Consider the following 20,122-nt stretch of genomic DNA (forward strand, 5'->3'; position numbering starts at 1 on the left):
CAAAAAAAGCTGTCAATCGACAGCTTTTTTTACCCGACCTTGACCTTTGATAAGTTGGCAATTTCCTCTGCTACATATAATGTAAGATCGATTACGCGTGAAGAATAGCCCCATTCATTATCATACCAAGCAAGGACTTTTACTTTTCTTGTACCCATTACCATGGTGGAAAGTCCATCAATAATAGCGGAATGCTCGTTTGTATTAAAATCCACAGATACCAGCGGTTCCATTGTCAAATCTAGAACTCCTTTTAAATGACCATCAGCCGCTTCGGTAAACGCTCTATTGATATCATCAACAGTTACATCTTGTTTCAAATCAACCACTAAGTCCACTAATGATACGTTTGGTGTCGGAACTCTTAGTGCCATTCCATGCAATTTTCCCTTTAACTGAGGCAGCACTAGGGATAAAGCCTTTGCAGCTCCCGTTGTAGTTGGAATGATAGATTGTCCGCATCCACGAGCTCTTCTTAGGTCCTTGTGCGGGTTATCGATATTATTTTGATCATTTGTATAGGCGTGAATGGTTGTCATCAAACCGCTTTCAATTCCAAATTTATCATCTAATACCTTTGCAACAGGTGCAAGGCAGTTTGTCGTACAAGACGCATTTGAAATAATATCATGCTTTGTGATATCGAGCATTTCATCATTAACACCCATAACGATTGTTACATCTTCATTTTTACCTGGTGCAGTTAAGATTACTTTTTTTGCTCCTGCTTCTAGATGAAGCGCAGCTTTTTCTCTAGCATTAAATTTCCCTGTAGCTTCAATGACAATATCAATCCCTAGTTCTCTCCAAGGCAGTTCTTCAGGATTACGATTGTTTAACAGTTTAATTCTTTTTCCATTAACAATTAATTCATTATCTAAAGAAATGACTTCTCCTTGGAAAGGTCCATGGTTTGTATCATATTTCAATAAATGAGCTAACGTTTCGGCTGGATAGCTTGCATTTATCGCTACAATATCAAGTTTATTTTCAAGGATCGCTTTTCTAAAAACCATCCTTCCGATTCTCCCAAACCCATTAATTGCAACTCTTGTCTTCATTGTATGACCCCTTCCGTATTAACGTTATACTTTTAGTTCCCTTTGATGTAATTAGTATAACACATTTAAACGTAATTGTGATGAATAAAAAGCGGATTTTTTAATGTTTTATTATTCTGACTTTTTATGCAAAAAAAATAAGAAGGATTTGCTCCTTCTTTGATTATTTATGCTTGATTCCCCAGCTGGATAAAATCTCGATAAGCTGTTTTTTTGAATCCGCAATTGATCCATTATTGTCTATTACGGCGTCGGCTAATTTGACTTTATCAGAGAGCGGCATTTGTGAATGAATTCTTGCTTCCGCATCCTCTATTGAAAGATTATTTCTCTCGATTAATCGCTTTAATTGAGTTTCTTTGTCAACATAAACGAGGATGGTTTTCTCCACCATATAAGTTTGCTTGCTTTCAAATAATAATGGAATATCTAGTACCACAACTTTCTCATTACGATGTTTAGCATCGTCAACCATTAAGTTCATTCTTTTCCGTACTTCCGGATGAACTATTTGATTTAATTGATGTCTTTTTTCAGCTTGGTGAAAAATTATCGAGCCTAATTTCTGCCTATCGATTTCACCGTCCTCAAGCAAAATCTCCTTACCAAATTCTTCAACAATTTGATTATAAGCAGATTCTCCCTTCATGACCGCCAGGCGTGCTTCAACGTCTGCATCGACAACTGTAATATCCATTTCCTTGAACATATTTGATACGGTACTTTTTCCACTGGCAATTCCGCCTGTTAAACCGATAATTAGTGACATGCTCTTATCCTTTCTCGATTATTATAATTTCCATATTCCAATTATAATTAATAAGATACCAGGAATGAACGTAAATTTTTGAATCCATTCAAATTTATGAAAGAAGGTTCCGCTTTTTATCCCTAATAGAACAAAGAGGGAACTCATTATTGCTACGGTAAAGGATAAAATTAACGGAGAGAATCCAAGCATAGCTGCGCCAATTCCTGCTCCAAAAGAGTCAAGTGAAAGGGCTAAACCCAGCATTAAGGCTTCTATTCCCGTAATGGTGCCGGATTGGTCAAAGTCGGCTGACATAGGTTTTTTCAAAATATTAATGGCTATCCCTAGTGAGCGTATTTCAAAATTCACAATTGTTTTTTCGTGTTTAAGGATTTCTTTTTCTTTCTCAGGCCGGAAAAATTGATAGAGCACTCCAGCGCCAAGAGCAATCAGAATGAAACCTCCCAGGCTTGCGGTGATCCTCGGGGACAAAACCCGTTCAAGACCATGTCCGATTGATATGGCAATTAATAAAGAAACTGCCGAGCATGTTGCAATAATAATAATTGATTTTAACGGCATTACCATTTTCCTTAATCCATAGGTAAAACCTACGCTAAAGCTGTCAAGGCTGAGGGCAAATGCCAGTATTAGAAGTGAGAACAACTGAACCATGACGTCTAGGACTCCTTCCTCCAAAATCACTAAGATAGTATATGGCAGGAGCCTATCCGATGTTATTCAATTATCCTCCACTCTTACAAACTTAAAGTCTTTGACAGGTTGGGCAATAGTGGGTGCCTCTGCCGCCTACCGTTGTTTTTTCAAGGGGTGTCCCGCATCGTTTACATTCCTCGCCTTTTCGTCCGTATGCATATAATTCAAGCTGAAACATACCGATTTCACCTTGAGAGTTCACATAAGATCTAATGGTGCTGCCGCCTTTTTTTACCGCCTCACTTAAAGTCGCGACAATTTCACGGTGAAGAATGGATATTTCATTCTTGTTCAGCGTGCTGGCAATCCTCTCAGGATGGATCCCTGAACGAAAAAGGGCTTCATCGACATAGATATTTCCAAGGCCTACAAAGAGCTTCTGATCTAGTAAAGCCGGTTTTATTTTCCGATTCGTTTTTTTCAATTTCTCAGCTAAATACTCTTCCGTAAACTCCTCGGAAAAGGGTTCCGGACCCAGTTCAATTAACGGCGGCTTGAGGAATTCCTCGCCTTTTTTATATAGATGCATCGTTCCAAATTTCCGAACATCACGGTACCTTAATTCAGTTCCATCTGTAAAATGAAAAATTACATGAGTATGCTTATCAAATGGCTCATCTTTAGGGTATAGTCCATATTTACCTTCCATCCGCAAATGGGATACCATGGCAAATTGGTCCGTATACAGAATTAAAAATTTCCCTCGTCTGCCGACATCCAGAATCGATTCACCTTTTAAAGCATCGATAAACTGCTCCACCTCGACAGGATTTTTTATGATTTTTGGCCAGTAGACCGAAATGCTTTCGATTGTTTTATGTACAACTAGTTTTTCTAATGTTTTCCTGACTGTTTCTACTTCTGGAAGCTCTGGCACTTCGTTTGGCCCCCTTTTTATTTCGCGTCAAACCAAGTTGGACCATACGCATAATCGACTTTTAATGGTACTTTTAATTCGAGCGCATTTTCCATAACTAGCGGCACTAAGCTTTTAAGAATTTCTACTTCCTCTTCAGGTGCCTCAAAAATTAATTCATCGTGTACCTGAAGTAATAGACGGGTTTTTAAGCCTTTATCCTTTAAGGCCTCTGCCATATCAATCATTGCTTTTTTTATAATATCTGCGGCAGTCCCCTGGATTGGTGTATTCATCGCTGTTCTCTCTGCAAAACTTCTAAGATTGAAATTTCGGGCTGTTATTTCAGGTAGGTATCTCCGTCTATGCAAAAGTGTTGTAACATACCCCTTCTGTCTTGCTGAATGGATAATGTCATCCATATATTCCTTTACACCCGGGTAGGTCTCAAGGTAGCGCTCAATAAATTCGCCCGCTTCCTTTCTTGTTATTCCTAACGATTGTGACAGACCATAATCGCTTATTCCATAAACAATTCCAAAGTTAACTGCCTTTGCCTGCCTGCGCATATTTGAGGTTACCTCATCTTTGCCGACATGGAAGACCTCCATCGCTGTTTTAGTATGAATATCCAGGTCTTCTTTAAAGGCTTGTATCAATTTTTCATCACCGGCAATGTCAGCCAAAACGCGGAGCTCAATCTGTGAATAATCGGCGGCAAAAATAACCCAGCCTGGTTCAGACGGGACAAAAGCCTGTCGAATCCTGCGGCCCTCCTCAAGTCGGATAGGAATATTTTGCAGATTGGGATCAATCGAGCTTAATCGGCCTGTCGCTGTTAACGTTTGTTGATATCGCGTATGAACCTTTTCAGTATTTGGATTAATAAATTTAAGCAGCCCTTCGATATAGGTTGACTGAAGCTTGCCCAATTGCCTGTAGAGCAATATATGCTCAATAATTTCATGGTCACCTGCTAATTTTTCTAAAACATCAGCGGATGTGGAGTGTCCCGTTTTCGTTTTCTTAAATGAATAGAGACCTAGCTTTTCAAATAAAATAACACCCAGCTGTTTGGTTGAATTAATATTAAATTTTTCGCCTGCTAATTCACATATTTTCTCCTCAATATCAATTAACCGTTCATTTAGTTCCTTACCCATCGTTTCAAGTCGTTCCCGCTCAACTTTGATACCGCAAGATTCCATATCCGCTAAGATTAGCGATAATGGCATTTCGAGCTCGGTAAACAATTCATACTGTTCATTACGTCTTAATTCATCTTCCAATCTTTCTTTTAAATCGGACATAGCCAGGCTTTTGCGAACAAGATGTTCCGCCAGCTTAACTGCTTCCGGGACTTTTCGTTTTGCCCCTTTTCCAAAAAACGATTCATCTGATTGGATGTTATGTAAGTCATAGCGTTTCGCAATCGCGGCGAGATCTTCGATGTTTTCAGAGGGATTAATGATATAGGAAGCCATCAAAATATCAAAATCGGCCCCTTTTAAATGGATGTCATGTCTCCTTAATGAAACCTCGGAACGTTTGACATCATAGACCGTTTTTTTCTTGCTTTCATCCTCGGCCCAATTTTTAAAAGCTTCCGATTGCAATGCTTGTTCTGTTGGCAGATAGAAATGGCCATTTTCATTTACAATAGAGAAGCCAATAATATCAGCGTAATGATAATTATCGTCAAGCATTTCCACGTAAAAATAATTGTTGTCTGCAAAAATGTCTTTCGTTATTTCTTGCGGGATATTGACTTCAACATCCTCAAGCTCCTTCTCCTCGGTTACAGGTGTATCCTCACCCAGTTTGTCCAAAAGCGAATTGAAGCCTAATTCTTTATAGAAAGCAACTAGTTTTTCGCGAATAATTCCTTCGTAATGGATGCTATCTAAATCTACTTCTACAGGTGCTTGTCTTTCAATCGTCGCAAGTTCTTTGCTCATCAATGCCTGGTCTTTAAATTCCTCGAGCTTTTCCTTCAATTTGTTCCCGCTGACTTGATCAATCGAGTTTAACAAATTCTCTAGCGTTGAAAATTCCTTAAGCAGCTTAATCGCCGTCTTTTCTCCTACCCCTGGAACACCTGGAATATTATCGGAGCTATCACCCATTAATCCCTTCATATCAATAATTTGCTCTGGGGTCAGTCCGTATTTTTCCGAAATGTGCCCTGGTGTATATTCTTCAATATCGGTAATCCCTTTTCTTGTGATTCCAACCGTTGTATGGGAGGAGGAAAGCTGTGTTAAATCCTTGTCCCCAGAAATAACCTTCACTTCGTAGCCGTCTTGTTCCGCTGACAACGAAAGTGTTCCAATTATATCATCGGCCTCGTAATTTTCCAGTTCATATCTTGAAATTCCATAGGCATCGAGCAGTTCACGAATGAACGGAAATTGCTCCGATAATTCAGGCGGCGTTTTTTGTCTTCCGCCTTTATATTCCCCAAAAGTTTTATGTCGAAAGGTCGTTTTACCGGCATCAAAAGCAACAAGCATATGTGTCGGCTTTTCATCTTCGAGTATTTTCATTAGCATCATCGTAAAGCCGTATACCGCATTGGTGTGGATCCCCTTATCATTATTAAGCAGCGGCAGTGCAAAAAAAGCACGGTAGGCAATACTATTGCCGTCAATCAGGACAAGCTTTTTCTTTTCCAACAATTTCACCCTCTAATATTTTTTTAGTTCAATGATAAATTCGCTTCCTTCACCAAGCTCACTTCTTACACTGATTTGCCCATGGTGAGCTTCTATTAAATGTTTAACAATGGCAAGCCCTAGTCCCGTTCCGCCCGAATTTCTGCTTCTAGCACGGTCTACACGGTAAAAGCGCTCAAAAATACGGGGAATTTCTTCTTTTTTAATTCCTACTCCAGAGTCCTTCACATGGATCCGAACAGTTTCCCCATGCTCAAGCAAGATAACTTTTACCTCTCCCCCAGCCGGGGTGTATGTAATGGCATTGGCAATTAAATTGATAAATACCTGCTTTAATCGGTCTACATCACCTTTTATGAATACTTGCTGCTGTTTATTTATAAGTTCCAGATGAATTCCCTTTGTTTGTGCCTTACCATTTAGGAGTGTAATAACTTCTTCTAGTAATGTATGTAAATCTAAATCCTGCATGGCCAATTGAAAGCCCTGCTGCTCAATTTTTGAAAGATCTAATAATTCCTGAATGAGCGTTTGCAGCCGGTCGCTTTCTTTTAAAATAATAGAAAGGAAGGCTTCCAAAGTCTCTTTATTATTCATCGCTCCATCGAGGAGTGTTTCCGCAAACCCTTTAATAGAAGTAACAGGAGTTTTTAATTCGTGGGAAACATTCGCCACAAAATCCTTCCGCATTTGCTCGAGTTTTTTCAGCTCTGTAATATCATGAAAAACGAGCAAAACCCCTTTCCAAACATTGTTGGTTCCAATAATCGGCACACCATATACGACAAAATATTTTCTTTCAATAAATAAAGGAATTAATATTTGTTTATTAACCTTTTTCTCAGTTCGAAATACTTCTGCAATTATTCCACTAATTTCTTCTTCTTCAATGACTTCATAATAAAGTTTATTTAAGTAATCAGACGGGCTGACTTGGAAAATATCAATAAAGCCTTTATTAATTAAATTGATGTACCCGCGGCTATCAATGAAGACTAATCCGGCACCCATATTTTCAATCAATACCTTCAAACGATCATGCTGCATTTCTTGTGTTTTCACAAGCTCTTGGAGGTTTTGAGCGAGCCTGTTTATCGATGAGCCCAGCATACCGGTTTCATCAAGCCGATCAACCCTTGTTCTCGCCCGGTAATTTCCTTTTGTCAATTCAATCGCAACGTTGGTCGCTTCGACAATCGGCTTCGTATACCTCGACGTTATTCTTAATCCAATAATGATGATGACAATTAAAGCAATCCCCAGAAATAAAGAGATGCTCCACAAGATGACTATTTTCGAGTGAACATTAAGTGATTCCAAAAAATAGATTTTAAATAACTGACCAAGCAATAATCCTATTCCAACTAATACAATTATAATTAAGGTGATTAGAGCAATGATCATTCTGGTCCGAAATTTTATCATTCTCCTTTTGGCTCCTCTAATTTATAGCCAAGGCCGCGAATGGTTTTAATATAGGCTGGCTTTTTTGTGTCTTCCTCAATTTTTTCCCTTAAATGTGAGATATGTACATCCACGATTCTAGTATCGCCAGCAAAGTCATAATTCCAAACAGCACTAAGCAATTGATCACGGGTTAATACTCGTCCCTTATTTTGTGCGAGATAAAGAAGCAGTTCAAATTCTTTTAAGGTTAACTCGATAAGATTCTCTTTGAAGTAGGCCTCATATTTTTCTGGATGAATCGTTAAATTTCCAATCAAAATTTGTGATTCATCTTGAACGCTTTCTTCAGAATTTTCTTGTTGAACTTGCGTCCTTCTGAGGATGGCCTTTACTCTTGCTAACACTTCTCTTGGACTGAATGGTTTGACCATGTAGTCATCTGCACCAAGCTCGAGGCCCAATATTTTATCGAGTTCATCATCTTTGGCAGTCAGCATTAAGATAGGCGTCATGATTTTTTCTTGGCGAAGCTGCTTGCACACTTCCATCCCATCCAGCTTTGGAAGCATTAAATCGAGAACGATAATATCAGGCGATTCTATTTCCGCTAATCGTTTTCCTTCTTCTCCATCCATTGCTGTTACAACTTCAAACCCAGCCTGCTCCAAATTATATTGAAGCAGGGTGACTATTGACTGTTCATCATCGACTACTAGTATTTTATTTTTCATTATATCCCCCACCTACATAAGTTACCTTCATTATAATAATAAATTATGCGGATTATCTAGTTTAATGGGCTGAACTATATTAGTATCGCTTACGCTAAAAAAATCGTTAAAAACCTAAGTCTGGGCATTCGTTAAAGTTTTATCGGGATTATCTTTACGAAAACTTAACAAAGCCTAATTTATCTCTAAAGGAAAAATTAGGCTTCATATATATATTTTGGTATTGCTGAAAAGTTAATTTGACCCACTTGTCCCATAATCCTTTACAGTTAAATTTACATTATACTTGATAGGAATCTTACTAAACGTGTGATCCCAATCTTTTTTAACCTTCTCCCAAACTCTAGGGTATTCAATCCTCAATCTGTTTCCAAAACCTGCAACATCAACCTGATAGTTTTGTTGGGTTTTGACTAATATATGTTTAACTAAACGTTCCACTTCTTTTTCAGTCGTTTTTTCCGCTTTTTTTAAAAACTTATTTTCAAATGGTTTTCCCGAAGGAACCCAATGTTCGGCAATACTTCCTTCGGAATTAATCTCTACATCGAATGAAATGTTATTGTTCACAACCCGAGGCTGAATTTTACTCTTCATTGATTTTATCTCGTAAATAATCGGCTGACTGGTCTCTTTATCAAAGCTCTTCACAACACCGCCTTTTCCTTTACCCGTTAGCCATACTATACCCTCTAATTCTTTTTCATTCAAAAACCCGAGCAGTTTTTTGGTCTTCCCCTTTATTACAGCCGCTCCTGCAAATTTGACTTCACCATTCTCCGAGACCACAGTCTGTACAAGAAAACTGGATCCAGAATGCAACTTACCCATTACTTTAGCCAGTGTTAAGGAAGGTAAAATCTTCGTTGTTCTTTCTTGACTTTTTGTAATCTGAAAAAGATGAAAGGCTGGAATAACGGTTGTTTCTTGCGATTCTAAAGTTTTTTTAGCGTTGTCCTTAGCGAAAAGTATTAGACCGCTTAACCGCATCTCTTGTTCTCTAAGAAAAAAATCCAATATCTGTTGTAGATTCAAAGTACGTGCAAGATCCTCTCCAATTACAATAACTTTTGAATGTTGAGCAAATGCACGTTTATCAATTTTCAATATCATCTTACGTAATATAGGAAGAATGGAATCTCCTGTTTCCGATACATTTTTGTAAGATTTTTGCTGCGGGGCACCTGTTTTTTTCCCAGTGTCTGTTGTCTGAGAAGTTATTAATTGGTTAGTTATCGTAATCATCACCCTATTTGGATACCTTTCCTCTTGTCCCTCAATTTCTTCACTTAAGTCTGCTTTTTTTTCTAAATCCAGTGCTGTACCTGCAACAAGACCCAACTCCTCAATTTCTTTACTACTCCAGCATCCAGTAAGCTGCAGCACCAGCAGAAGGATTAGGGAACCCTTGAGAAATCGAAAAAAATTTCTTCGTTTCATGTTTTCCCAACCTTAACTTTTGAAATTAACAATAGTAGCAGCGGCAATACACCAAATAACACTAACGCAGCATTTCCAATTAAATCTCCAAATTTAAAAAGGTCGTTTAAATTTTTTGGAATCAAAGCTATGACATAAATAATGAATAATAAACCATACATTAATGGATTCATCTTCATTTTAAAAATTTGGGACAAACCCAGGGAAGCGGCATAATACGTGATCGTAAAAGTGGAAAATATTTGCATAATCCAAATAACTAGTAACAACGACTCAAAGCGTTCAAAAATCAAACCTTGGATTTCAAAGCTCCTTATGAGGTCAAGGGTGGGCCATGTTCTCAAAACCACTCCATCAATTGATAAAGCTCCGATGACCATAATAACGGTTATGATGTAAAAAATCATAGGAATGGCAATTCCAACGAGAATAACCTTGGTGGCTTTATTTGGTTTTTGCATAAATGCTGTTAGGAGCAACATAATTTCCGGTCCTAAAAATGCTAGAACCGTTGTTTTAATACCTTTAAATACGGGAATCAGTCCTAGCCCTAGGACAGGTCGAAGATTATCCATCTCAAATATTTTGAATCCCAAAAAGGTAACAAGTAAAAAAATAACTACTGTAATCGGAAAAATGATTTCAAACAGCCGGGCAATCGGGTTTATTCCGTCCATGACTAAATAGAGACCTATCCACATAAACGGCATAATGATGGCCCAAACAGGGGTGCCTTCCAGCAAAAAAAAACCTGTTACTTCAGCCAGTGCTCTAACTTCAAAGGCGGCAAGGCTAAAAAAGTAGCCTACAATAAGCAGACTGATTAAACTGCCAACCCATTTCCCCACTAATAATTGGCTGTATTGATAAATGGTTTTTTCAGGAAACTGATGACTTAATTTGACCATGATGACTCCTGCAATTATTGCAATCAATCCACCTATTATGACGGACATCCAAACATCAGCGGTTTTCACCTTCTCTACAGAAGTCCGCGGAAGGGTGAGGATTCCAGCTGCAAGAATATAATTGATGAGGACAATTGCTGCTTGTGGAGTAGTAATACGGTCCTTAGGACTAACTTTCATCGCTGGTTCATCCCCCTTTTAAAGTAAGCTACCCTTTCCGAATGGAATCTTTTGTATTTAGCATTTTCGGACGGCGTTTCATCATAAATAGCGGCATTCTTACGATAAAATCTTTCCAGTCACTTATTCGATAAGGAACGGCCGGACTGACATATGGTACTCCAAAGCTTTTTAATTTCACCAAATGACTGCAAAGCATGAGGAAAAACAATGCAATTCCATACAAACCAAACACGGCAGCACAGAACATTGCTACAAAACGCAGGATTCTTAACGTTATCCCGGCGCTATATTGTGGGATTGCAAAGGAGGAAATGGCGGTCAATGACACCACAATTACCATGATAGGACTGATGATCCCTGCTTGTACTGCAGCTTCACCAATAATTAATCCTCCGACAATCCCCATTGCAGGGCCAATCGGTTTAGGCAGACGGAGACCTGCTTCCCGCAATATTTCAATCGATATTTCCATAATTAGTGCTTCTATCAGTGCTGGAAAAGGTACGCCTTCCCTTGATGCAATAATAGATAATGCTAACTTGGTCGGTATTAACCCTGGGTGAAACGAGATAAAAGCAATATACATCGAAGGTGCAAAAAGAGATAAAAATGCAGCTAAAAAGCGTAAGAGTCGGATTAATGAACCAGGAATCCAGCGTTCATAATAGTCCTCAGGTGATTGCAGCAGCATGCTAAAGGTAAATGGAACAATCAAAGCAAAAGGTGAGCCATCTAATAAAATCGCAATTCTGCCTTCCATCAAAGCACTGTAAACCCGGTCTGGACGCTCCGTATTCTGCACCTGGGGAAATGGGCTGAGGAAATTATCCTCAATCAGCTGCTCCACATAGCCTGATTCCGCCAGCTCATCGATATTAATTGTCTTAATTCTTTTTTTGACCTCGTCCACCAATGATGGATCTGCAATATCTTTTATAAAAGCGATAACAAGTTCCTTTTTAGCTCTAACACCTACTCGAAATTGGATAATGGATAAATTGTGATTACAACCAACCTGTCGTAAAATGGCCGTATTATCGCATAACGTTTCTGTAAATCCGATCCTTGGTCCGCGAACCAAAGCTTCTGAAACAGGCTCTTCGATATTGCGCGCTTTCGCTTTTGTAGTGCCGAGAATGATGACTTCCTGTATACCATCGATTAAAAGCGCTGTACAACCTGTCAATATTTCAGAAAGTAAGTCTTGCAAATTATTTACTTCTGTTAAGTCACTAATTGAAAGAGCTTGATTAGTAATAAATTCTTTTAAACTGACTTCACGGTGTTCATGTCTTTCTGGAAAATTGGCCATAAGTGAGTATAAAATTTGATTATTGATGAGCTCTTTGTCTGTTAGTCCTATAAGAAAAATAATAGCCGCTCTAATACCTGTGTTTCCTAAATAAAACTCGCGAAAACTCACGTCATAGTTATGACCAAGTTCATTCCTGATTTGGTCTAAATCAATGGTGATTCTACCTGTAAATGGAAGTGTTGCATCCTCCGTCTGCTTTTCAATTCGATTGGTCTGTTGTTCGGGGAACTTTATCTCGATCTTCCGTCTTTTCAATTTCAAACCTCTCCTTAGAAGAACGTATCCAACTAAACAATCGTGAAATTGTAAAAGGGATAAGGAAGGTAATGAAGGCTTGGATAAAAACTTTCCAGTCAGGAAGATAATCGACTACAGCTTTCCACATACTCACCATTTCCTTCCATGATTTATTTTTATCTTTCCTTTTATTCGAGAAAATAATCCGGGTGGAAGTTTAACAAAATAGTCATGATTTCTGCCAAAAGCGGAGGTATTTTTAAGTAATATTAAAGTTAAAACTGGAAAGGAAGTGGGTTATGGCCTTTAAACCTCGCATTGAATCAAAGGAATTAAGGATATTAAGAATTTTAAACACAAGGATGGAATTAACAGCGGAAGAAAAGAGGCACTATTGAACCTTAAGAAGGGCTTTGAAGAAGAGGTTCAGTTTGATTTATTAACAGAGCAGCTCCAGAATGAATGCTATATTTTAAATGATTTGCTGCTTAAGGTAGGTAATACTAGTTTCCAAAATGATTCAGTGATTCTTTTTCAAGAAACAATCCATCTATTTGAGGTAAAAAATTATGAATACGAACTTATTTTCAAAACTAACAGGTTGGAATCATTTTCTGGGGAGGAATATCAGAATCCATTGGATCAGCTGAATAAGAATACTTTACTGCTCCGTCAATTACTCCAAAATATGGGATATAATTTCCCCATTAAGGGCTACGTTGTATTTATTAACCCCGAGTTCACCTTATATTAATCGCCCCCTAACGAGCCTATTATTCATCCGACACAATTAAAAAAGTTCATGAAAAAATTAAATTCCCTGCCGTCAAAACTATCTAACAAGCATAAAATCCTAGCGGAGAAACTAGCTTCTTTGCACCAGGTTGAATCACCATATACGTCTTTGCCCGCTTATTCTTTTGAAAAAATACGGAAGGGGCATATCTGTGAATTCTGCAATTCTTTTAAGGTTTCAGTTTCCGGAGGGAAAATGTTCTGTAAAGATTGTGAATCCGAGGAAGAGGTTGATTCTGCGATTTTAAGGTGTGTCGAGGAAATAAGGCTATTGTTTCCGGATAAAAAAATAACAACGAATTGTGTTTTTGAGTGGTGTAGGGGAGCTGTGTCAAAGAAGGTAATTAGGCGAATACTTAAGAGGAATTTTAAGGCTTTGGGTGAGAAAAAGGATCGTTATTTTGAGTAAATATAAATTTACAATATTTATTAATAAAGTCGTGATTGCTAAGCTGTGATTATTGTATATTCATTGCCCGTAATATCCCTTTTTAAAGGGTTACGGGCAATGAAATGCTCTTTCATTTACCTTGAAGACCTCTTTTTACCGGTTGCGGGCAATGAAACGCTCTTTCATTTACCTTGAAAACCTCTTTTTACCGGTTGCGGGCAATGAAACGCTCTTTCATTTACCTTGAAGACCTCTTTTTACCGGTTACGGGCAATGAAATGCTCTTTCATTTACCTTGATGACACCTTTTTACCTGGTACGGGCAATGAAACGCTCTTTCATTTACCATGAAGACCTCTTTTTACCGGTTGCGGGCAATGAAATGCTCTTTCATTTACCTTGAAGACACCTTTTTACCTGGTACGGGCAATGAAATGCTCTTTTATTGACCGCGGAACTCTTTTTTTGAAAGTAACGGGCAATGAATTTATAATAAGTAAATATTTCTTAAAAATTATCTAAAGCAGTCCCATGAATTTCCTGCAATCGATGCGGCGGGCAAACTTTTACGGTACCATTTATGACAGTTTCATTTTTTTCGTTGACAGCTGCCACTTGAATTAAAACAGTATGGTCATCCCTGTCCACATTAATAATCTCGAATAAAAACTCGACGGTTCCGTAATGATAAACAGGCTTAGGGAACTCAAGATTTTGGCTTAAAATATGGCTCCCCGGACCAGGTAAATATTTTGAAATGGCCGAAGTGATCATGCCGGTCAGCATAATACTTGGAACAATTGGTTTTTCAAATGGTGTTTGCGATGCGTAGTCATGTTGAATATAGAGCGGGTTGGCGTCATCGGTTAAACCTAAATAAAGAAGTAAATCTTTATCTTCAATCTTTTCAGTTAAAGTTAATTTTTCCCCAACGGTTATTTCTTCAATTCTTCTCCCTAGTTTTCTTTTTTTCCCTAAAAGCATCTAAAACACACCCCTTTGTAAGCGATTCCAAAAAAATATAGAGAAAATTCGGGGTCCAAAACCCCGAATTCGACAACAATCTATTAAGCTAATACGTTCATTACGTTGCGAACAGAATCAACAGATTTGTCTAATGCTGCTTTTTCGTCTGCAGTTAACTCAAGCTCGATTATCTTTTCAATACCGTTTGCACCAAGGATCGTTGGTACACCAAGGTAAATTCCATCGTAACCATATTCGCCTTCAAGATAAGCGATTGAAGGAAGAACGCGGCGTTGGTCTTTAAGTATCGCTTCACACATTTCCACTAAAGAGGCTGCAGGAGCATAGTAAGCGCTTCCGTTTCCAAGAAGGTTTACGATTTCGCCACCGCCTTTACGGGTGCGTTCAACGATTGAATCAAGACGATCTTTCGGAATTAAAGTTTCGAGCGGGATACCGCCGGCATAAGAGTAACGAACAAGAGGAACCATGTCGTCACCATGTCCGCCTAATACGAAACCGGTAATATCTTTTACGGAAAGGTTTAATTCTTGTGAAATAAATGTACGGAAACGAGCTGTATCAAGAACACCTGATTGACCGATTACACGGTTCTTAGGGAAGCCAGATTCTTTGAATACTGTATACGTCATTGCATCAACCGGGTTTGTTAATACAAGAATTGTGCAGTTTGGAGAATACTTTGCAATCTCCTGTGTTACACTCTTCATTACTTTTTGGTTGGTTTGCACTAAATCGTCTCGGCTCATGCCTGGTTTACGGGCAATCCCTGCTGTGATAACAACGATATCAGAATCCTTTGTATCTTCATAATTGGAAGTACCTGTGATATTAGCATCAAAGCCTTGAACTGGACTAGCTTCAAGCATATCTAATGCTTTACCTTTGGTTGGGTTTTCCATTTGCGGGATATCAACTAAAACAACGTCAGCAAGTTCTTTTTGTGCAAGTAAAAATGCAGTAGTTGCACCAGTAAATCCGCCACCGATTACAGAAACCTTTTTACGCTTTAATGACATATTAGCTCTCCCCTTTTTCCGTTATAAATATTTAATCAAAGGGCTGTTAAAAACAGCCCTCGAAAAATTACTCCATGTTTTTGATTAGCTCGTCAGCAAACTCAGAAGTTTTCACTTCAGTTGCTCCGTCCATTAAGCGGGCAAAGTCATAAGTTACAACTTTAGATGCAATAGTTTTTTCCACTGATTTAATGACCATTGTAGCCGCTTCGTTCCAGCCTAAGTGCTCAAGCAATAATACACCAGATAAAATAACTGATGAAGGGTTTACCTTATCAAGACCTGCGTACTTTGGAGCAGTTCCGTGAGTTGCTTCAAAAATGGCATGTCCAGTTTCATAGTTGATATTAGCTCCAGGAGCAATACCGATACCACCAACTTGTGCTGCAAGTGCATCGGAAATGAAGTCACCGTTTAGGTTCATTGTTGCAACAACATCGAACTCACGAGGACGAGTTAGGATTTGTTGTAAGAAGATATCAGCAATCGCATCTTTAACAATGATTTTGCCTGCAGCTTCAGCATCAGCTTGTGCCTTGTTAGCAGCATCTGTACCTTGCTCAGCTTTAATGCTATCATATTGAGCCCATGTAAAGACTTTATCGCCGAATTCTTTTTCAGCTAGCTCATAACCCCAGTTTTTAAACGCGCCTTCAGTGAATTTCATGATATTTCCTTTATGCACGAGGGTAACTGATTTACGGCCTTCTTTAATAGCATAGTTAATAGCAGCACGGACAAGACGAGTTGTACCTTCTTCAGAAATAGGTTTAATACCGATACCAGACGTTTCTGGGAATCTGATTTTATTTACACCCATTTCGTTTTGAAGGAATTCGATGACCTTTTTAACTGCTTCAGTTCCTTTTTCATACTCAATACCAGCATAAATATCTTCTGTGTTTTCACGGAAGATAACCATATCCGTATCTTGAGGACGCTTAACTGGCGAAGGAACACCTTCAAACCATCTTACGGGACGTAAGCATACAAATAAATCTAGCTCTTGACGTAGAGCAACGTTTAACGAACGAATTCCACCACCTACAGGAGTTGTAAGTGGGCCTTTGATGGCAATTAGATATTCACTAATTAAATCTAAAGTTTCTTTTGGAAGCCATTCGCCAGTTTGATTGAATGCTTTTTCTCCAGCAAGAACTTCTTTCCACACCAATTTGCGCTCGCCTTTATAGGCTTTTTCTACAGCTGCATTTAAAACTCGTTCGGAAGCAGCCCAGATATCAGGACCAATACCGTCTCCCTCAATAAATGGGATAATTGGATTGTTTGGTACATTTAATACTCCATTTGTTACAGTAATTTTTTCGCCTTGCATAGATGTTCTCCCTCCTATTATGTATGAAAACTAAAAATGTTGGACTGAATCAAAGGTTAGAGAACCAAGGTCCCTAACCTTTTCATACTCTCCTATTTTACAACAATTTTTAAAAAAATGAAAAATATTATCCTCTTTGTTCAATTGGAATATATTTCTGCATTCCTGGACCTGTGTATTCAGCACGAGGACGAATCAGACGATTGTTTTCATATTGCTCTAAAATATGAGCAAGCCAGCCGGAAACACGACTTACGGCAAAGATTGGTGTCATTAAGTCATGATCAATTCCTAAGCTGTGATAGACAGATGCAGAATAGAAGTCGACGTTAGGTGGAAGTTTCTTTTCTCCAGTAACGATGCCTTCAATTTTAACTGACATATCGTACCAATGCGGTTCGCCTGTTAACTCTGTTAATTTTTTTGACATTTCTTTTAAGTGCTTGGCACGCGGGTCGCCTTGACGATATACCCTGTGGCCAAAGCCCATGATTTTTTCTTTGTTTTCAAGCTTACCGCGTACATATGGCTCAACATTTTCCAATGTACCGATTTCCGTCAGCATTTTCATTACGGCTTCATTGGCACCACCGTGAAGAGGGCCTTTTAAAGCACCAATAGCTGCGGTTACACCTGAATAAACGTCCGATAATGTAGCCACACATACACGTGCAGTGAATGTAGATGCATTTAATTCATGGTCAGCATGTAATACCAATGCTTTATCAATTGCTTCTACCGCAATTGCATCTGGTACATTGCCTGTTAACATATAAAGGAAATTTGCTGCAAAGCTTAAATCTTGTCTTGGAGCGATTGGGTCAAGACCTTTTCTAACGCGGGCAAACGTAGTTACAATTGCTGGCATTTTTGCCTGCAGGCGGACAGCTTTTCGATAATTCGCTTCTGCATCCATAACATCTGCTTCCTCATCGTATAAGCCTAATAAAGATACAGCTGAACGAAGTGCTGCCATCGGATGTACTTTTTGAATTGGGTACATTTTAAAATGCTCGATCACTTCTTTTGGAAGTGCAGCGCTTTCTGCAAGCTGCTGTTTTAATTCCGCTAATTGTTCGGAATTAGGAAGCTTGCGGTGCCATAATAAATAAATGACTTCTTCAAAGCTAGCATTTTTAGCTAAATCATCAATGTCATAGCCAACATATGTTAGTGTGTCATCAATAATTGAACTAATTGATGAAGTTGTTGCCACTACCCCTTCAAGACCACGTGTTACTGACATAGTTAATCTCTCCTTCACATATTATTTTCCCCATTACCCATTTTGTTAACAAAAAAATTTGATTGAGCGACTGCTCAGGATAAGAATAAAAAATTTGAATGCCTTTTCATTCAAAATGGTAAAAAAATTTTCACAAGTAATACCGTATACATATATGGTTTATGTAAAAAAGGTGACGCTTACAAGCCTATTATAAACAATTATCAGAACTTTGTGAATGAAAAGGACCTGAATTTGAAAAAAAAATATTATTTCACAAAAAATCTAAGTAAAAAAACTGAAAATTTTCATCGAGGCATAGGCTATTCCGGCGCCAATCAATGGACCTACCGCCACACCTTTGAAGATGGAAACAGAAAGAATGGTACCTAAAACCAAGGCTGTAGTAATCTGTGGATCATTTGCTAATAAGATTACGCCGCCCTTTGCCAGCAAAGCTACTAACATCCCTGAGACAAGCGCAATCCATGCATATGGAGTTTTAAAAGCGCCTGTTAAGTCTCGAAAGCCAATTTCACCCGATGCAATCGGTGCTAACACTGCGATGGTAATCACGGTGACTCCCCAATTAATTCCCTTCGCTTGCAGAAAAGAGAAAGATTTAGAATCCATGCCGATTAGCTTTAAAAAGAGCAGGACTGCTATAGCCAACATTAATGAACTATTTTTAGCAAGAAATCCAATTACCAGTAATAAAATAAGGAATAAAACAGGCTTGCTTATCATTTTGTCACACCATTTCCACATACAAATTATTGTACCATAATATTTAAAAAAGGGCAGAATCCTGAATTGACAAGAAAGATTTGTTCTCTAAATTTTTGAAACTTTTATTCATTACTTTCGTATTAATGTTTAAGGTTTGGAAAATTATGCACAAATGCTTATAAAATGGTAAACTAAAACCAATATTTCGTAATGAATAGGAGGTCTATGCTTGAATCCTAAATACATATATCAGTCATTAAGATTTTTAATTGTAATTGGTGTCGTGGTATTGGCACTCTTTTCTTTTTATTTTGTATCAAAGGTGGCTTATCCCTTTATTATCGGCCTTATTATTGCTCTTATGATTAACCCTCTCGTCAATATTTTTGAAAAAAAGGCAAAAATGCCCCGTGTACTTTCTGTCTTCCTTGCCCTAATTATTATATTTGCCCTATTTGCCGGCTTAATTACACTATTGGTAGCTGAGATTGTGTCTGGAGCCACTTATTTAGCTAAGGTAGTTCCAGAACATCTTGATACACTTATTAACTATCTTGAGGATTATTTTACAGGCCAAATTCTCCCGCTTTACAATCAATTAACGAGTGTTTTTAATAAGCTTGAAACCGGACAGCAGGATACGATCATTACCAATATTCAAAATGTCGGACAGAAAATCGGCTCTACGGTTGGCTCGTTCATCCAAAATTTATTTTTAAAAATACCAAATATCATTTCCTGGTTTCCAAATGTGGCAACCGTGCTCATTTTTTCGCTATTGGCTACTTTCTTTATCAGCAAAGATTGGTATCGTTTATCAGCCATGGGAGGAAGGCTTTTACCTGAAAAAGCAAAAAGGAGCGGCAGAACGGTTTTCGCTGACTTAAAGAGGGCCTTATTTGGCTTTATAAGAGCACAATTAACACTTATCTCTATTACAACTGTTATTATTCTTATTGGTCTGCTTGTCTTAAGGGTTGATTATGCGATTACGATTGCATTAGTTACGGGAATCGTTGACATCATCCCATACCTGGGAACAGGTGCTGTGTTTGTACCGTGGATTATTTATGAAGCAATCGGCGGTGATATGGGCCTTGCGATTGGACTTGGCGTCCTCTATATCATTGTCTTAGTTCAAAGGCAAATTATGGAGCCGAAAATTCTTTCTTCCAGTATTGGCCTCGACCCATTAGCCACTTTGATTGCACTTTTTGTTGGTTTTAAATTGATTGGTTTTCTAGGCTTGATTGTTGGGCCGGTTACTCTCGTCATCATTAGCACGCTTTATCGTGCAAATGTTTTTCATGATGTATGGTCCTTTATAAAAGGAAAGCAAGCATAGCATAAAAAAGTCAG

17 protein-coding genes are annotated in these 20,122 nt (G+C 38.3%); 2 read left to right on the plus strand and 15 right to left on the minus strand.

The genetic code is table 11. The annotated features are described in order from the left end of the window. Nucleotides 1–29: 29 nt before the first annotated feature. From ACIFOT_RS18140 to ACIFOT_RS18185, 10 genes are all read right to left on the minus strand, one after another. Complete coding sequence (locus ACIFOT_RS18140) at nucleotides 30–1,061, minus strand: glyceraldehyde-3-phosphate dehydrogenase (protein ID WP_430066745.1); 1,032 nt, start codon at nucleotides 1,059–1,061, stop codon at nucleotides 30–32. A 163-nt stretch (nucleotides 1,062–1,224) separates the two neighbouring features. Next, on the minus strand, nucleotides 1,225–1,830 hold the full coding sequence (gene coaE / locus ACIFOT_RS18145; RefSeq protein ID WP_430066746.1) for a dephospho-CoA kinase: 606 nt from the start codon (nucleotides 1,828–1,830) through the stop codon (nucleotides 1,225–1,227). A 21-nt stretch (nucleotides 1,831–1,851) separates the two neighbouring features. Then, nucleotides 1,852–2,487 carry a sporulation membrane protein YtaF gene (ytaF, locus tag ACIFOT_RS18150; protein ID WP_430066747.1) on the minus strand — a complete coding sequence of 212 codons (636 nt, stop codon included), beginning with the start codon at nucleotides 2,485–2,487 and terminating at the stop codon, nucleotides 1,852–1,854. A gap of 91 nt (nucleotides 2,488–2,578) precedes the next feature. Next, nucleotides 2,579–3,406 (minus strand): DNA-formamidopyrimidine glycosylase, encoded by an 828-nt coding sequence (mutM, locus tag ACIFOT_RS18155; RefSeq protein WP_430066748.1) that lies wholly within the window; start codon nucleotides 3,404–3,406, stop codon nucleotides 2,579–2,581. A gap of 17 nt (nucleotides 3,407–3,423) precedes the next feature. Continuing rightward, the gene (gene polA / locus ACIFOT_RS18160) at nucleotides 3,424–6,063 is read right to left on the minus strand and encodes a DNA polymerase I (RefSeq protein WP_430066749.1); all 2,640 of its coding nucleotides are present in this window, start codon (nucleotides 6,061–6,063) and stop codon (nucleotides 3,424–3,426) included. 9 nt (nucleotides 6,064–6,072) lie between these two features. Beyond that, nucleotides 6,073–7,485 carry a two-component system histidine kinase PnpS gene (gene pnpS, locus ACIFOT_RS18165; protein ID WP_430066750.1) on the minus strand — a complete coding sequence of 471 codons (1,413 nt, stop codon included), beginning with the start codon at nucleotides 7,483–7,485 and terminating at the stop codon, nucleotides 6,073–6,075. Beyond that, on the minus strand, nucleotides 7,482–8,198 hold the full coding sequence (locus tag ACIFOT_RS18170) for a winged helix-turn-helix domain-containing protein (RefSeq protein WP_430066751.1): 717 nt from the start codon (nucleotides 8,196–8,198) through the stop codon (nucleotides 7,482–7,484). The genes pnpS and ACIFOT_RS18170 overlap by 4 nt, the downstream gene beginning before the upstream one ends. Nucleotides 8,199–8,432: 234 nt before the next feature. Further along, nucleotides 8,433–9,638: a Ger(x)C family spore germination protein gene (locus ACIFOT_RS18175; RefSeq protein WP_430066752.1), complete on the minus strand. Its 1,206-nt coding sequence runs from the start codon at nucleotides 9,636–9,638 to the stop codon at nucleotides 8,433–8,435. Beyond that, nucleotides 9,635–10,726 (minus strand): spore germination protein, encoded by a 1,092-nt coding sequence (locus tag ACIFOT_RS18180; protein ID WP_430066753.1) that lies wholly within the window; start codon nucleotides 10,724–10,726, stop codon nucleotides 9,635–9,637. The genes ACIFOT_RS18175 and ACIFOT_RS18180 overlap by 4 nt, the downstream gene beginning before the upstream one ends. A 28-nt stretch (nucleotides 10,727–10,754) precedes the next feature. Continuing rightward, a complete protein-coding gene (locus tag ACIFOT_RS18185; protein WP_430066754.1) occupies nucleotides 10,755–12,299 on the minus strand; it encodes a spore germination protein in 1,545 nt (514 codons plus the stop codon). A 376-nt stretch (nucleotides 12,300–12,675) separates the two neighbouring features. Between ACIFOT_RS18185 and ACIFOT_RS18190 the strand changes: the two genes are divergently transcribed. Continuing rightward, nucleotides 12,676–13,035 (plus strand): nuclease-related domain-containing protein, encoded by a 360-nt coding sequence (locus tag ACIFOT_RS18190; RefSeq protein ID WP_430066755.1) that lies wholly within the window; start codon nucleotides 12,676–12,678, stop codon nucleotides 13,033–13,035. 939 nt (nucleotides 13,036–13,974) lie between these two features. Here ACIFOT_RS18190 and ACIFOT_RS18195 read toward each other — a convergent pair. The 5 genes from ACIFOT_RS18195 to ACIFOT_RS18215 form a co-directional block, all read right to left on the minus strand. Continuing rightward, a complete protein-coding gene (locus ACIFOT_RS18195; protein WP_430066756.1) occupies nucleotides 13,975–14,451 on the minus strand; it encodes a MaoC/PaaZ C-terminal domain-containing protein in 477 nt (158 codons plus the stop codon). Between the two features lie 83 nt (nucleotides 14,452–14,534). Further along, on the minus strand, nucleotides 14,535–15,473 hold the full coding sequence (gene mdh / locus ACIFOT_RS18200; RefSeq protein ID WP_335442090.1) for a malate dehydrogenase: 939 nt from the start codon (nucleotides 15,471–15,473) through the stop codon (nucleotides 14,535–14,537). A gap of 67 nt (nucleotides 15,474–15,540) precedes the next feature. Further along, complete coding sequence (icd, locus tag ACIFOT_RS18205) at nucleotides 15,541–16,809, minus strand: NADP-dependent isocitrate dehydrogenase (protein ID WP_430066757.1); 1,269 nt, start codon at nucleotides 16,807–16,809, stop codon at nucleotides 15,541–15,543. 127 nt (nucleotides 16,810–16,936) lie between these two features. Next, nucleotides 16,937–18,055, minus strand: a complete 1,119-nt coding sequence (gene citZ, locus ACIFOT_RS18210) for a citrate synthase (RefSeq protein WP_430066758.1) — start codon at nucleotides 18,053–18,055, stop codon at nucleotides 16,937–16,939. Between the two features lie 264 nt (nucleotides 18,056–18,319). Continuing rightward, nucleotides 18,320–18,781: a DUF441 domain-containing protein gene (locus tag ACIFOT_RS18215; protein WP_430066759.1), complete on the minus strand. Its 462-nt coding sequence runs from the start codon at nucleotides 18,779–18,781 to the stop codon at nucleotides 18,320–18,322. 211 nt (nucleotides 18,782–18,992) lie between these two features. On the opposite strand from ACIFOT_RS18215, the gene ytvI reads away from it, so the two are divergent. Next, a complete protein-coding gene (ytvI, locus tag ACIFOT_RS18220; RefSeq protein WP_430066760.1) occupies nucleotides 18,993–20,108 on the plus strand; it encodes a sporulation integral membrane protein YtvI in 1,116 nt (371 codons plus the stop codon). The last annotated feature ends 14 nt before the right edge of the window (nucleotides 20,109–20,122 follow it).

Source organism: Neobacillus sp. NRS-1170 (genome assembly GCF_050468025.1).

Coding starts and splice junctions, on each gene's coding strand:
- ACIFOT_RS18180 (WP_430066753.1), bottom strand. CDS start 10,726: ATGAAAGTTAGTCCTAAGGACCGTATTACTACTCCACAAGCAGCAATT.
- ytaF (WP_430066747.1), bottom strand. CDS start 2,487: ATGGTTCAGTTGTTCTCACTTCTAATACTGGCATTTGCCCTCAGCCTT.
- ACIFOT_RS18140 (WP_430066745.1), bottom strand. CDS start 1,061: ATGAAGACAAGAGTTGCAATTAATGGGTTTGGGAGAATCGGAAGGATG.
- ACIFOT_RS18195 (WP_430066756.1), bottom strand. CDS start 14,451: ATGCTTTTAGGGAAAAAAAGAAAACTAGGGAGAAGAATTGAAGAAATA.
- pnpS (WP_430066750.1), bottom strand. CDS start 7,485: ATGATAAAATTTCGGACCAGAATGATCATTGCTCTAATCACCTTAATT.
- coaE (WP_430066746.1), bottom strand. CDS start 1,830: ATGTCACTAATTATCGGTTTAACAGGCGGAATTGCCAGTGGAAAAAGT.
- citZ (WP_430066758.1), bottom strand. CDS start 18,055: ATGTCAGTAACACGTGGTCTTGAAGGGGTAGTGGCAACAACTTCATCA.
- icd (WP_430066757.1), bottom strand. CDS start 16,809: ATGCAAGGCGAAAAAATTACTGTAACAAATGGAGTATTAAATGTACCA.
- mdh (WP_335442090.1), bottom strand. CDS start 15,473: ATGTCATTAAAGCGTAAAAAGGTTTCTGTAATCGGTGGCGGATTTACT.
- ACIFOT_RS18175 (WP_430066752.1), bottom strand. CDS start 9,638: ATGAAACGAAGAAATTTTTTTCGATTTCTCAAGGGTTCCCTAATCCTT.
- ACIFOT_RS18215 (WP_430066759.1), bottom strand. CDS start 18,781: ATGATAAGCAAGCCTGTTTTATTCCTTATTTTATTACTGGTAATTGGA.
- ACIFOT_RS18170 (WP_430066751.1), bottom strand. CDS start 8,198: ATGAAAAATAAAATACTAGTAGTCGATGATGAACAGTCAATAGTCACC.